The sequence below is a fragment of the Micromonospora sp. NPDC047465 genome (assembly GCF_040643125.1).
Classification (GTDB): Bacteria; Actinomycetota; Actinomycetes; order Mycobacteriales; family Micromonosporaceae; genus Micromonospora.
Map to the genome: position 1 here is coordinate 1 of NZ_JBEYTP010000089.1, position 12,133 is coordinate 12,133.

Consider the following 12,133-nt stretch of genomic DNA (forward strand, 5'->3'; position numbering starts at 1 on the left):
GAACGCCGACATCGCCGCAGACGCGATCAAGGAGTTCGGCATCAAGGCGATCGACGGGTCCAAGGGCGCCCGCGACGCCTACAAGCTGCTGGGCATGGACGCCGACGCGATGATCGCGAAGATCGCGAAGGGCGGTCCCTCGGCCGCCCAGGGCTTCGACGCGGTCCTGGACGGCCTACGCAAGATCGAAGACCCGGTGAAGCAGAACACCGTCGGGGTAGGTCTGTTCGGCACCAAGTGGGAGGACATGCGCGACGCCCTGCTCACCATGGACCTCGACACGGCGGCGCAGCAGATGTCCGGCCTGGAAGGGGCGACGCAGAAGGCCGCCGACACGGTCGGACAGACCGCTGGCGCCAAGCTCGACGAGTTCAAACGCAAGGCGCAGCAGGCCCTGATCGACAAGCTCGCCGAGGCCGTGCCGTACATCGAGAAGACCTTCGGCTGGCTGTCCAAGAACAGCGGCTGGGTAACCCCGCTGGCCACCGGCCTCGGGATCCTCGCCGTGGTCATCGGCACGATCATCGGGGTGATGAAGGTCTGGGCGGCCGTCCAGACCGTGCTCAACCTCGCGCTGTGGACCTCGCCGATCACGTGGATCGTCCTCGGTGTGCTGCTGCTGGTCGCCGCGGTCTACCTCATCGCGACGAAGACGACCTGGTTCCAGGCCATCTGGGAGGCCGTCTGGGGCGCGATCAAGGCCGCGTTCTGGTTCGTCGTCAACTGGATCATCAACGGCTGGAAGTGGGCCATCGGCCTGGTCGTGGCCGGCGTCAAGCTGTGGTGGTCGATCTTCACCGGCTTCTGGGGCTGGGTCGGTAAGAAGGCAGCCGACACCTGGAAGTGGATCACCGACGGGTTCGGCAAGCTGGTCAGCTTCGTCAAGGGCCTGCCCGGACGGATCAGCAAGGCCGCCTCCGGCATGTGGAACGGCATCAAGTCATCGTTCAAGGCGGCCGTGAACTGGCTGATCGGCAAGTGGAACAACTTCAGCCTGACCATCGGCGGCGGCTCGGTGCTGGGGATGGACATCCCCAGCGTCACCCTGTCCACCCCGGACATCCCGTACCTGGCCGACGGCGGAATCGTGCCGGCCACCCCGGGCGGACGGCTCGCCGTGATCGGCGAGGGCGGCCACGACGAGGCGGTCGTCCCGCTGCCGCGCGGCGCCCGCGACTTCGCCGCCGGCGGCGGCCGCGGCCCGACCGTGATCGAGGTGCAGGCCGCCGACCGGCGGGTCGGCGAGCTGCTGATCGAACTGCTGCGCCCCGCCATCCAGGGCAAGGGAGGCGACGTGCAATTCGTGCTGGGACCGAGGCGGCGCCATGGATAACACGCTGATCACCGAGCTGTACCTCGGCGAGCAGCTCGGCTGGGTCGACGTCTCCGACGACGTCCGCGAGGTCTCGGCCGACTCTGGCGGCGGTATCACCATCACCCGCACCGAGGACGACCCCGGCACCATGGACCTGGTCATGGCCAACAGGGGCGGCCGGTACAGCCCGCGCAACCCGCGCTCGCCGTACTACGGCCTGCTCGGCCGGAACACGCCGATCCGGTCCGGCCTGGCGCTGCTCGTCGACGACTTCGGCCGCACCGTCGCCGAAGGATGGGGCAGCGGCTGGTGGTGGTTCGGCGCCGGCGGCACGGTCGCCGCCAGCGACACCACCGTGGTGCCCGGCGCCGCCCGGCACCTGGTGCCGTCGGCGAACGCGTACCGCGGCACGTACTACGACGCCCGCTCGTGGCGCGACGCCGAGGTGCGGGTCACCGTCGATCTGGACGGCGGGGACATCACCGGCGGCGCCATCGAACCGGCCAACATCCTGTTCCGGATGCAGGACATCGGCACCTACTACATGGCCCGGGTCGAGGTATCCGCGACGGAGGTTGTCACCGTGTCCCTGCACCACTCGATCACCGGCGTCATCGCCGCCGCCGTGGTGGTGGCCGGCCTCACGTTCACCGGCCAGCCGCTGGCGGTCGCCGCGTCGTGCGTCGCGGACCGGCTCTGCGTGAAGGTGTGGGACCCGGCCGGCGGTGAGCCGCGCGACTGGCAGCTCACCGCCGTCGACGACCAAATCACCGAGCCCGGCCACGTCGGCATCCGCTCCGGCGTCGCAGGCGGCAACACCAACACCAAGCCGATCCGATTCACCTACGCCGACCTGCGGGTGATCGACCGGCGCGCGTGCATGGAAGTCAGCGCGTGGCCGCCACGGTGGAACACGCCTGGCACCGACACGTGGGTGCCGGTCCAGGCCGCCGGGATCCTGCGCCGCCTCAACCAGGGGGCGAAGCCTCTCGACTCGGCGCTGTTCCGGGCGTACGCCACCGCGTCCCCGCCGCCGATCGCGTGGTGGCCCCTGGAAGACAGCCGGTCCGTGGACCGGTCCGCGTCCGGCCTGCCCGGCCAGCCGCCGATCACCGAACTCGGCCGGAAACCCGGGGTCACGCAGATCGGCATGGGCGACGTCGACGGCGCGATCGTGTGGGGTGTAGAGGGCAGCGGCGGCGCCGCCTCGCTGGCCAGTCTCCGCAACGGCGGCCGCCTGGCCGGGCCTGTGCCGGCGAGCTCCGCCACCAGCTGGACGTTCGAGTTCGTCATCCGCTACGACGCCGGCACCGCCGACGGCACTGAGTCGTTCCCCATGACGTTGCAAGCCGGCGACGCGTGGGAGTGGTCGTTTGTGTTCGCCCCGGCCGGCACGGTCACGATGGCGGGCGGCGGAAGCAGCGGCGTCGGCGTGTCGGTGACCGGACCGTTCCCCGGGTGGGACGGCTACCTGCACCATGTCCGCCTCGACGTCGAGCGCAACGGCGCGAACAGCGACCACTTCCTGTGGGTCGACGGGGCCCTCGTCGGCTCCGGCACCTGGTTTGGGGTCGCCGCCCCCGTGCCCGACCGGGTGCTGCCCAACTCGTACCTGGACAGCGGCGACTATGCCCCGGCGATCGGGCACCTGGCGCTGTTCGCGCCGCACGCTCCGTACTACGACACCACCCGGCCCGCCGCAGCGCAGGCGTGGCTGGGCGAGCTGGCCGCCGACCGGATCGAGCGGCTGTGCGCCGAGCAGGGCGTACAGGTGTCGGTGACCCGCGGCCCGGACCCGTCGGCGGCGATGGGCCCGCAGCGGCCGGACACGTTCCTCGCGCTGCTGCGGGAGTGCGACGACGTCGACGGCGGGATGCTCGGCGAGGCCCGAGAGCAGCTCGGCCTCACCTACCGGTGTCTGGGCGCCCTCTACAACCAGACGCCGGTCGCACTGGACTACAGGCACCTGGCGCCGCCGCTGGAGCCCACCGACGATGACGACCACGTCCGCAACGACGTCACCGTGTCTCGCCCGGACGGCGGGTCAGCCCGCGTGGTGCAGGAGACGGGTCCGCTGTCGGTGCAGCCACCCCCGGCCGGGGTCGGCACCTACGACACGGCGCTGACCGTCAACGTCGTCGACGACGGCCAGCTGCCCCACCAGGCCGGCTGGCGGGTGCACGTGGGCACGTGGGACGAGGCCCGCTACCCGGTGGCCCGGGTCAACCTGGCCGCGCCGATGTGGCAGGCCGACCCGGACCGTGCTGCCCTGGTGGCCGCCCTCGCCGACGGCGACGTGGTCGCCCTGGACGGCCTACCCGACTGGCTGCCGCCGGGCCCGGTCCTGTCGATGGTCCGCGGCTCGGTGGAGCACGTCGACGAGGTCGCCCGGTCCATCGACTGGACGTGGACGCCTGCCGGCCCGTACACCGTCGCGCAGGCCGACGGTGACTCGCGCGTCCCCGCAGACGGGTCCACGCTCGCCGTCGACCTGACCGAGGCGGGTACGTCGCTGCTGCTGGCCTCCACCCCAGACAACGGCGTGTGGACGCAGGATCCGGCCGATATGCCGCTCGATGTGCGGGTAGGCGGGGAACGGGTCACCGCGTCGAAGATCGAGCCGGGCCTGACTGACACGTTCGTGCGCACCGTCTCCAATGGCTGGGGCAGCGCCGACAGCGGTCAGCCGTACGCGACCTCCGGCGGCAGCCCGGCCGACTTCGACGTGGCTGCGGGTCTCGGGCGCATGCACCTCAGCAGCTTCGGTCACCGATCGGCCCAGCTCGGGCTGAGGTTCGGGAACATCGACATCCGGGGGCTGGTGAAGTGCCTGTCGGTGCCGACCGGCGCGCCGATCGAGATGGGCATCGCCGCTCGTTTCATCGACACCAGCAACCTGGTCGACCTGCGCGTGTTCGCGACGACGAGCAACGCGATCACAGTGTCACTGCGGCAGCGTGTGGCAGGCGTCGAGATCAACACCGGCTTCTCCGTGGTGCCCGGCACGACCGCGACGTCCACGATGTGGTGGCGGCTTCAGGCGTTCGGCGCGCAGCTGCGCGCGAAGGCGTGGCCGACGAGCCAACCGGAGCCGGAGTCGTGGACCGCGACCCTCACCACGACGTGGCTCACGCCAGGTGACCTCCGGTTTCACGCCGGCCTGAACAGCGGCAACACCAACCTGCTGCCAGTGACCGTCCAGTGGGACGACATCACCATGTCCAACCCGCAACTGGTGACCCTGTCCGCCCGGTCCGCGAACGGTGTGCGGCGGTCCTGGCCGGCCGGCACCCAGGTGGACGTGTGGGACCCGGCGATCATCCCGCTCTGAGAGGAGACCTATGCCCGTCACCTGGCAGACCGGGATGCGGCTCAGCCCGGCCCGGCTCAACGCCCTCCCCAAAGGCGTCATCAGCCGGGGGCAGCGCAGCACCACCAGCGCATTCACCTCCGGCTCGACAGAGCTGCCCATCCTCCGCCTGGACGGCGTGCCGGTCGTTGCTGGCCGCCTGTACCACGTGCGGGTCGTCAACGTGCACATCGACGGCTCGACGGCCAGCACGGACATGGCCCGCGGGTACCTGCGGTACTCCACGGCCGGGTCAGCGACGACCGCGTCCACACAGCTCGCGGCGGCGTCGCTGCCGGTGCCCGACACTGGCGGCATCGCGTCGGGCACGGACATCCACGGGGAGTTCGTTGCCGCCGCCACCGGCACGCTCAGCGTGCTGTTCACGATTGCCCGGGTCACGGGCCTCAACGCCAACTTCAGGACCGTCGGCGGCACTGGCTTCAACTTGGAGCTCACGGTCATCGACGCGGGGCTCGACCCCGGTGACACCGGCATCGACCTGTAGAAAGGGGCACCGCTGTGCCGTTCGAACCGTCGACGGAGGCCAGCCATTCGGCGATCGTCATCATCACTCACCTGCCCACGCAGATCGAGTACTCCTTGCCCAGGCTGGAGGGCACCATCATGAATGCCCGGCCGTCCGAGGAGCAGATCACAGGGGCGTATCAGGCGCTGGTCGACCTGTTCGACGCACACCCGGACTGGACGGTGCAGGCGACGTACGTGCGGGGCGCCTCCCACCCGATCACCCCGACGGTGGCGGGCGCCGAGGGGGGCGACGCCTGATGGGCCGGAGCGACTACCAGAGATGGATTGACCGGGGCCGGCCGTTCCGGCTGATGGCACCGGCCCGCGACCTGCGCGATGTGCTGCGCCGGCACGGCTACACCGTCTACGACATCGGCAACGAAGCCCACATGGTCCACGAGCCGCCCGAGGACCACACCCCCTACTCGGAGACGGCCTACCCGGGCAGGTCCGTCTACGGGGTTGGGTACGCGATCGACATCATGCCGCCGAAGACCAGCGCCCGATCGAAGGTCGACGGGCTACCGCTGCCGAGCCTCCAGCAGCTCGGTGCGCAGCTCCTCGCCGACCGCAACGGCGGAGTCAGCGGCATCCGGTGGCTGAAGTACATGAACTGGGAGCCGGAGCGGAACAACGGCGGCCTCTGCTACCAGGAGTCGTGGAGGCCGACCTATCGCCGTCGCTCGTCGAGCGACCGCGGGCACATCCACCTGTCCGGGCTGACCGGCTACGAGACCAGCACCATCGGCTCCGGGTACGACCCGGTGGCCCGTATCCGAGGAGACGACATGAGCGAGGCCGAGATCATCGCGGCGGTACGCAAGGCGATCACCACCGACCGCGCGATCCGGGAGGAGTTGTCCCGCCTGCCGTGGGCCTTCAAACCGGCCGACCACGGCGGCAAGACCACCGCGCACGCGATCGTGCTCAACGGGCACACCCGCACCCTCACCGCCATCGCCGGTCGAGACCTGGTCGACGAGCAGCAGGTCGCCGCCGACCTCGCGCCGGCGCTGCTGGCCGTGCTCACCCCGCAGGCGATCGCCGCGGCCGTCCCCGCGGAGTTCGCCGGCCAGGTCGCCGACGAGCTCGCCGCGCGCCTGGCGTCGTGACCACGCCGTCCGACGCCGGCGCCCGCCCGCCGGCCGGCGACGGCGGCAACTTCCTGCTGTGGCGGGAGGTCGACCGCCTGGACCGGCGCGTCGACGAGGTGGTCGCGCGTACCGAGCGGCTGGTTGCCGAGGCGCGAGCGGATCTCGCGTCAGACGTGGACCGCGTCGGCGGGCGGGTCGACCGTCTCGACGAGCACGGGTCGCGCGGGGTGGAGGCCCTGCGGCTGGAGCTGGCACAGCTGCGCCGCAACCTCAACGCGCATGAGGAGATGCACACCCAAGCGGCCCAGGATCAGCGGACGGCGCGGCGGTGGACGATCGGCCTGGTGGCCGGGCTGATCGCCCCGCTGTATCCGCTGATCATCGCCGCAGTAGTCCGGTAGATCAGTACGGCTCGGGCCGTCTGATCTCCCACGCGCCGAACCGGCGGCCCTCTGCATAGAGGCGCTCCAGCTCGTCCCGGGCGGACTGCTCGTCTGGGTGCTCGGCGGACTGCGTGGGCGCGGCAGCCGGGCTGTTCAGTAGCACGAGCCAGCGGCCCGTGCCGTCCATGGACTCTTCCAGCCGCACCATCGCCAGCGGCACGTCCGGGTCCTCCCCGTAGAGGCGTGCTGCCTCACGTAGCTGCGGCTGACCTGGCATTCCACGACCGTACCGAGGAGGTACCGATGACCAGCAGACCTCGTCCTGTCCTCATCTACGCGGCCGTCATGGCCGGCCTGACCACACTGACCGGGTACGCCGGCCTGGACCAGCTCATCCCCGCTCAGGCTGTCGCCTGGCTGGCCCTGGTGACCCTGGTCGTTGGCGCGGTCAGCGGCGTCCTGGTGCAGGGGCAGGTGACGCCGCTGTCGTCGCCGCAGGCGTCCGACGGCCGGGCGCTGGTTCCGACCCCGCCGGCCCGGGTGCCGGACCACGCGACGCGGCGGGACCTGGACGCCACCGCCGACTGATCGACGGCGGCCGGTAGGATCGGCGGCGCGGTGCTGCCGGTGACGTCCCGGTCAGGCACCGACCAACGTGCAGCGCCCCCGCTCGGCTACGGCCGGGCGGGGGCGCTTTCGCGTGTCCAGGGGTCAGCCGTCCTCCTCGCCGGCGCGCGCCGCACGTGCATCCCTGATCCGCCGCTTCGCCGTCGACTCGCTGACCCGGAACTGACCCATCACCGTGGCGACGATCTCGACGTACGGCACCCCCCGGAAGTCGAGGCGGTCGATCACGTCTTCGATCGTCTCCTCCTCGTCCTCGGCGGCGTCCAGGTCGAGGTCCAGCTCTTCGTCGGCGATCGCCGTGGCCGGGACGTTGGTCCGGGCCCGCCGGCCGTCGGGGAGGGTGACGAGCCGGCCCCACCAGCCGGTGTCACGGTCGGTGTCATCGGTGTCAGACACCGCGCTGACCTGCGCGTTGACACTGACACCAGGGGCGTCCCCCTCGGTGGGGGAGGGGACCCCTCGCGTCCGCATCCACCAGTCGTGCAGGGTCGCGCCGGCGATGTAGACGGCGAGGACCAGGCCGAGGGCGATGGGGCCGCCCCAGCCGCGCGACGGCTCCTCGGCGGCGGCCAGCGTGATGGTCGTGGTCAGCATCAGGCAGCTCCGAACAGGAGGGAGGGCAGCGGGACGATGAGCTTGGTGGTGACGTCGAGGAGGGTGCGGGTGAACTGCCCGACCAGGCCCTCCGGGAGATCGGACATCAGCCCGAGCGGGATGGCGACCAGCCACATCCGCAGGTTGAGCCGGTAGAGCGGGGACTGCGGGAAAGACAGCGTGGCGAACCTGCCGAGCTTCTTACTCGATTTGACCGGCAGCAGGCAGCCGAGCGCGTAGATCCACAGCAGGCCAATCAGAAAGCCGACGACCGCGTTGATGCTGGCTCCGGCGATGTAGGCGTCACCGGTGGAGTCGAGCAGCGCCTGGATGACGTCCCGGAGGGCGCCGACGGTAGCCCGGTCGAGCGGGCTGCCGTCGAAGCCCTCGCGGATCGCCGGCACTGCCAGGACGAACGCGATCCGGTCGCGGATGCTGTTCGGGCCGATCGACATGTAGTCGACGATGACGGCCAGGAGCAGCACGATGACGACGCCGGTGGGAGACATGGTGTGGCTCACGGTCACGCCCCCGACCAGTCGAGCAGCACGGCGCCGGTGCGGGCGTCGCACACCTCCAGACGCGGGCTGTCCATCGGCTCGTTCGCGGCCAGGGCCTCGCGGGTCAGGGTCTGGAGCTGACGGTCGAGGGTGCCGTCGAGGCCGGGGCCGTCCAGATCCAGGGTGACGACGTAGTTGCGTCGGTGCAGCACCTCGTACTGCCCGTCGTAGATGCGCAGGCGGTAGGTCAGGGCGGCCATCAGCGGTCCATTTCCAGGTGCGTGAGGGTCGGGAACAGAGCGACAGCGAGCAACACCATGGCGCCGGCGGCGGTCCATGCGGCCCCGGTGTGGCCGGTGAGGATGGCGACCAGGGCGGTGATGAGCGCGGCCAGCACGCCGCCGGTGAGCGCCCACGCGATGGGGGTCCACGGCACGCGGCGGGGGACGGCCAGAACGATCGGCCGGATGCCGGCCTGGCGTAGCTCGCGGACCCGCTCGGCCAGCTCGGCCAGCGACCTGGCGGGCATGGTGACGATGCGGCCAGTGAGCGCCCGCAGCGGCGAGTCCTCGGGGACGTGTCCGCGGATCAGGTGCGTGGTGGGCATGATGGTGGTCCTTCCTTTCATGGGGAGGGTCCCGGGGCGCGGCGCGATGTCCAGTCGGTGAGCCGCGCCCCGGGTGCTACCGGGTGGTCTTGGTCCGCTCGGCGCGGACCAGGTTGATGGCGGTCTGGGCGTCCTGCGCGTTGGTCCATCCCATGGCCGGCATGACGGTCCGGCGGGCCGGGACTGGTCCGCTCGGGTAGGCATCCCGGAGTGCCTTGGCCATGGTCTGGACCCGGGGCGGCACAGCGGCCGGCACCGGGCTGGCCGGCTTGACCTGGTCCACGCGGACGGTGGTCCGCCGGGCCGTACTGGTCCGGGCGGCGGGCACAGACCCGCTGGTCACCACCTGGTCCATCGGAGTGGTCCGGGCTTGGACCAGGTCACGGTCTCCGGCCTGGTCCGGGGTCTGGTCCACCTCGCTGGTCCGTGGGTGGTCCAGGTCGACGGCCGACGCCTGGTCCACCCGGTCTGGACCGGGCTGGTCCACCGGCCTGGTCCGGTGTCGTGCCATCCAGTCGGCAGGGATCTGGTCCGGGATCTGGTCCGCGATCGAGGCGGGCATGCGGATGCCGTCGATGGTCCGAATCTGGTCCACCTGGGCGCGCAGCTCAGTGGTCACCTGCCGCGTGCCCATTCGGATCTCGTCCAGCTCGGACCGCAGCTCGTTGCTCACCGGCGCCATCGGACCGCGCTTGACGTCCTCGATGATGCGCCGCATCACCTCGGAGTCGGGCTGCACGGACGAGACCACCACGTGCGCCACCGCGTACCGTCGCCGGGCGGCCTCGATTACAACCTCTGGGGCCTGCTCGGCACGGTTGGTCAGGGCTCGCTGGCCGAGCCACGACCACGGCCAGCGGCCGTTCGCCCACCGCATCGCCCGGGCCATCCGGCGGATCTGCCACTCCTGGTGCTCGTCGCGGACGTCCTGGTCGGCGGGCGCGATCGCGCCGATGGCGATCAGCAGCGCGCGGGGCGTCCAGCGAAACCGGCTCGGCGTGGTGGAGCGGCGCGTGACCCGCAGCAGGGCCAGGTACCAGAGGCAGGCACCGAAGACGACGATCACGGCCCGGCCGACCATCGCTCCGAAGCTGGCCCCGGCGATGACCGCCAGCACGCCGCCGAGCACGGAGAACAGCCAGAAGAACGGGCCGGCCGGCCCGAACCCGACGTTGTCCTTGCCGTCCTTGTCCTTGCCCTTGCCGTGGTCGTAGATCATGCCGACAGTCACCCAGGTCGCCGCCTCCAGGAAGACCGCGAACGCGCCGGCCTCCCACTCGGGCAGGCGGAAGACCTTGGTGCAGAACTCCCAGGTGCCCGTGACTACGGCCCAGGTGACGCCGGCCTGAACGAGGGCCTGGCCGACGGCCAGCTTCAGGTTCGGTGCGGCACCGCGTACGGAGCGGACGGCCTTCACCACGAGCCGAACGGTCAGGGCGATGGCCACCACGGCGATCAGCGCCGCTCCAGCGGCCCCGGCGGCGACAAGCCACGGGCTCCGCTCCCACCATTCGTCGATCTGCATGCCGGCCAGCATGGCACAGGATTGACAGATTCGGAAGTTCTGACAGACTCGGGTTCCATGAAGCTCGCTCACGCACCTAGCCCGGCTGTCGCCTATCGAGGAGGCGATCTGCCAGACTTGGTCAACTCGGCAGGTCTGACAGGGGGTCCGGTGGTAGGCGACGGCACATGGCTCGCGATCGGCGAGGTGATCGCCCGGCTCCGCGCAGCAGGTTTCAGCGAGAGCGAGTCGACAGTCCGCCGGATGATCGACGACGGCACGCTGGAGTCATACCGGACCGAGCGAGGCGGCCACCGCCGGATCAAGGCCGAGTCCGTCGCCGACCTCATCCGGCGGCGGGCCGAAGGTCAGTAGCACCCACCTCAACGCAGAAGAGCGCCCCACCGCCGCGCGGCGGTGGGGCGCTCTTCTTTGTCCCGATCAGGCCATGACGCGGGCGGCGGGGGCCCTGCGAGGCCGGGTCCGTACCACCGCGGCAGGCGCGGCCGCAGAGACGATGCGTAGCCCAGCCCTCTGCACGTACACCTCTCGCCGGGCGGTCGCCACTCCGCGCTGGTCGAGGACGTAGCCGGTCAGCCACACCCAGCCCGGGTACGTCGGCTTATCGTCGACCGCGACCAGGCGCAGCCGCAGTGCCCGGTTGCCGCCGAACTGCACCGACGCGCGGCCGTCGATCAGCAGCACCGTGCCGGGGCGAAGCTCGCTCATCGGGTCAGCTCGACGCCCAGCCGGCGGGCGCGGTCGGCGCGGTGCTGGGCCCGTGCGGCCCGGGCCCAGCCGAGCGCCTCGCAGCCTTCCGGCATGCAGCCGTCGCACGTCCCGCCGCGGTCGTGGCGGTCGATGATCGTGCTGGCGATGGCCGCCACCATCGACGGGCTCGCCTCGACGTCGCACAGGCCGGTCATGGCCGGTCACCGGCCGCCGTGGCGGTGAGGACGTCGACGGCGATAAGCAGCTCCCAGCACCACGGCGCGGTGCAGTCGGCGGACGGCCAGCTGCACTCCAGGCCGTGCCCGTACACCCACGCCCACTCCGGGTCGTGCGAGGCGTGCACGTGCACGACCCGGATGTCGTGGTGCGTGTGGCCGGTGATACCTGGGCTGGCCTGCCACTCCCCGGGCCGTACTGACACGCGGTCACCGGCGGCGGGCATGGTTCGGGCGGTCACCGGGCCGGCCCATCGTGGAGGTGCTGGGCGGCGCGTTGACGGGCTTGGTCAAGCAGCCGCGCGTGGGCAGCCTGCCGGTCGGCGGCATTCCACACCGCGCCCGAGGTGGGGCGCGGGACGGGGCGAGTTCGGGCCTTCATGCGGGCGATGAGCTTGCGGATCACATCGACGTCCCTCCGCCATGGGGGCCGCGGCGAGGCGGCTACTCCGGGACACGCCGCGGCTGGCCTGGGCCCCCCGTCGTCGGCGGCTAGGTTGCTGACCGGAGCCGGACGACAACGGGGAGCTAGCCCGAAAGCTAGTACACTAGGTTTCGGGAGGCAAGGGAATCGACGAAACTTGGCACACTAGGCATCGTGTGATCGACTGGGCGGGCTGACCGGAGGTACCCCATCTATGCCCACCACGCCCGCCTACCTGAGGATCGCGGCGGACCTGCG

17 protein-coding genes are annotated in these 12,133 nt (G+C 71.2%); 8 read left to right on the forward strand and 9 right to left on the reverse strand.

Annotation, left to right across the window (positions count from 1 at the left end; genetic code table 11):
- The 6 genes from ABZ793_RS33960 to ABZ793_RS33985 form a co-directional block, all read left to right on the forward strand.
- A partial coding sequence (locus ABZ793_RS33960; protein ID WP_357464970.1) for a phage tail protein occupies window positions 1-1,333 on the forward strand: 1,333 nt, incomplete at its 5' end.
- On the forward strand, window positions 1,326-4,646 hold the full coding sequence (locus tag ABZ793_RS33965) for a hypothetical protein (RefSeq protein ID WP_357464972.1): 3,321 nt from the start codon (window positions 1,326-1,328) through the stop codon (window positions 4,644-4,646). The genes ABZ793_RS33960 and ABZ793_RS33965, both read left to right, overlap by 8 nt.
- Before the next feature lie 34 nt (window positions 4,647-4,680).
- Entirely contained in the window at window positions 4,681-5,172 is a 492-nt protein-coding gene (locus ABZ793_RS33970; protein WP_357464974.1) for a hypothetical protein, read from the forward strand.
- Between the two features lie 14 nt (window positions 5,173-5,186).
- A complete protein-coding gene (locus tag ABZ793_RS33975) occupies window positions 5,187-5,453 on the forward strand; it encodes a hypothetical protein (protein ID WP_357464976.1) in 267 nt (88 codons plus the stop codon).
- A 53-nt stretch (window positions 5,454-5,506) separates the two neighbouring features.
- Complete coding sequence (locus tag ABZ793_RS33980; protein ID WP_357464978.1) at window positions 5,507-6,307, forward strand: hypothetical protein; 801 nt, start codon at window positions 5,507-5,509, stop codon at window positions 6,305-6,307.
- Entirely contained in the window at window positions 6,304-6,690 is a 387-nt protein-coding gene (locus tag ABZ793_RS33985) for a hypothetical protein (RefSeq protein ID WP_357464980.1), read from the forward strand. Before ABZ793_RS33980 ends, ABZ793_RS33985 begins: the two co-directional genes overlap by 4 nt.
- A gap of 1 nt (window position 6,691) precedes the next feature.
- Here ABZ793_RS33985 and ABZ793_RS33990 read toward each other — a convergent pair whose 3' ends face one another.
- On the reverse strand, window positions 6,692-6,949 hold the full coding sequence (locus ABZ793_RS33990; RefSeq protein ID WP_357464982.1) for a hypothetical protein: 258 nt from the start codon (window positions 6,947-6,949) through the stop codon (window positions 6,692-6,694).
- 26 nt (window positions 6,950-6,975) lie between these two features.
- Between ABZ793_RS33990 and ABZ793_RS33995 the strand changes: the two genes are divergently transcribed.
- Window positions 6,976-7,260, forward strand: coding sequence for a hypothetical protein (locus ABZ793_RS33995; protein ID WP_357464984.1), 285 nt, complete (start codon window positions 6,976-6,978; stop codon window positions 7,258-7,260).
- Between the two features lie 123 nt (window positions 7,261-7,383).
- On the opposite strand, the gene ABZ793_RS34000 is transcribed toward ABZ793_RS33995, so the two are convergent.
- From ABZ793_RS34000 to ABZ793_RS34020, 5 genes are all read right to left on the reverse strand, one after another.
- Window positions 7,384-7,893 (reverse strand): hypothetical protein, encoded by a 510-nt coding sequence (locus tag ABZ793_RS34000; RefSeq protein WP_357464986.1) that lies wholly within the window; start codon window positions 7,891-7,893, stop codon window positions 7,384-7,386.
- Window positions 7,893-8,414, reverse strand: a complete 522-nt coding sequence (locus tag ABZ793_RS34005) for a hypothetical protein (protein WP_357464988.1) — start codon at window positions 8,412-8,414, stop codon at window positions 7,893-7,895. The genes ABZ793_RS34000 and ABZ793_RS34005 overlap by 1 nt, the downstream gene beginning before the upstream one ends.
- Window positions 8,415-8,416: 2 nt before the next feature.
- Window positions 8,417-8,653 (reverse strand): hypothetical protein, encoded by a 237-nt coding sequence (locus ABZ793_RS34010; protein ID WP_357464990.1) that lies wholly within the window; start codon window positions 8,651-8,653, stop codon window positions 8,417-8,419.
- Window positions 8,653-9,000 carry a hypothetical protein gene (locus ABZ793_RS34015; RefSeq protein WP_357464992.1) on the reverse strand — a complete coding sequence of 116 codons (348 nt, stop codon included), beginning with the start codon at window positions 8,998-9,000 and terminating at the stop codon, window positions 8,653-8,655. The genes ABZ793_RS34010 and ABZ793_RS34015 overlap by 1 nt, the downstream gene beginning before the upstream one ends.
- Window positions 9,001-9,076: 76 nt before the next feature.
- On the reverse strand, window positions 9,077-10,525 hold the full coding sequence (locus ABZ793_RS34020; RefSeq protein ID WP_357464994.1) for a hypothetical protein: 1,449 nt from the start codon (window positions 10,523-10,525) through the stop codon (window positions 9,077-9,079).
- Window positions 10,526-10,582: 57 nt separating this feature from the next.
- On the opposite strand from ABZ793_RS34020, the gene ABZ793_RS34025 reads away from it, so the two are divergent.
- The gene (locus ABZ793_RS34025) at window positions 10,583-10,879 is read left to right on the forward strand and encodes a helix-turn-helix domain-containing protein (RefSeq protein WP_357464996.1); all 297 of its coding nucleotides are present in this window, start codon (window positions 10,583-10,585) and stop codon (window positions 10,877-10,879) included.
- 66 nt (window positions 10,880-10,945) lie between these two features.
- Here ABZ793_RS34025 and ABZ793_RS34030 read toward each other — a convergent pair whose 3' ends face one another.
- From ABZ793_RS34030 to ABZ793_RS34040, 3 genes are read right to left on the reverse strand one after another with little or no spacing between them, the layout of a single operon-like run.
- Window positions 10,946-11,233, reverse strand: a complete 288-nt coding sequence (locus ABZ793_RS34030; RefSeq protein WP_357464998.1) for a hypothetical protein — start codon at window positions 11,231-11,233, stop codon at window positions 10,946-10,948.
- Entirely contained in the window at window positions 11,230-11,430 is a 201-nt protein-coding gene (locus ABZ793_RS34035) for a hypothetical protein (RefSeq protein ID WP_357465000.1), read from the reverse strand. The genes ABZ793_RS34030 and ABZ793_RS34035 overlap by 4 nt, the downstream gene beginning before the upstream one ends.
- Window positions 11,427-11,657 (reverse strand): hypothetical protein, encoded by a 231-nt coding sequence (locus ABZ793_RS34040; protein WP_357465002.1) that lies wholly within the window; start codon window positions 11,655-11,657, stop codon window positions 11,427-11,429. Before ABZ793_RS34040 ends, ABZ793_RS34035 begins: the two co-directional genes overlap by 4 nt.
- Between the last annotated feature and the right edge of the window lie 476 nt (window positions 11,658-12,133).

Coding starts and splice junctions, on each gene's coding strand:
- ABZ793_RS34015 (WP_357464992.1), bottom strand. CDS start 9,000: ATGCCCACCACGCACCTGATCCGCGGACACGTCCCCGAGGACTCGCCG.
- ABZ793_RS33990 (WP_357464982.1), bottom strand. CDS start 6,949: ATGCCAGGTCAGCCGCAGCTACGTGAGGCAGCACGCCTCTACGGGGAG.
- ABZ793_RS34020 (WP_357464994.1), bottom strand. CDS start 10,525: ATGCAGATCGACGAATGGTGGGAGCGGAGCCCGTGGCTTGTCGCCGCC.
- ABZ793_RS33965 (WP_357464972.1), top strand. CDS start 1,326: ATGGATAACACGCTGATCACCGAGCTGTACCTCGGCGAGCAGCTCGGC.
- ABZ793_RS33970 (WP_357464974.1), top strand. CDS start 4,681: ATGCGGCTCAGCCCGGCCCGGCTCAACGCCCTCCCCAAAGGCGTCATC.
- ABZ793_RS34010 (WP_357464990.1), bottom strand. CDS start 8,653: ATGGCCGCCCTGACCTACCGCCTGCGCATCTACGACGGGCAGTACGAG.
- ABZ793_RS33995 (WP_357464984.1), top strand. CDS start 6,976: ATGACCAGCAGACCTCGTCCTGTCCTCATCTACGCGGCCGTCATGGCC.
- ABZ793_RS34025 (WP_357464996.1), top strand. CDS start 10,583: ATGAAGCTCGCTCACGCACCTAGCCCGGCTGTCGCCTATCGAGGAGGC.
- ABZ793_RS34000 (WP_357464986.1), bottom strand. CDS start 7,893: ATGCTGACCACGACCATCACGCTGGCCGCCGCCGAGGAGCCGTCGCGC.
- ABZ793_RS34030 (WP_357464998.1), bottom strand. CDS start 11,233: ATGAGCGAGCTTCGCCCCGGCACGGTGCTGCTGATCGACGGCCGCGCG.
- ABZ793_RS34035 (WP_357465000.1), bottom strand. CDS start 11,430: ATGACCGGCCTGTGCGACGTCGAGGCGAGCCCGTCGATGGTGGCGGCC.
- ABZ793_RS33980 (WP_357464978.1), top strand. CDS start 5,507: ATGGCACCGGCCCGCGACCTGCGCGATGTGCTGCGCCGGCACGGCTAC.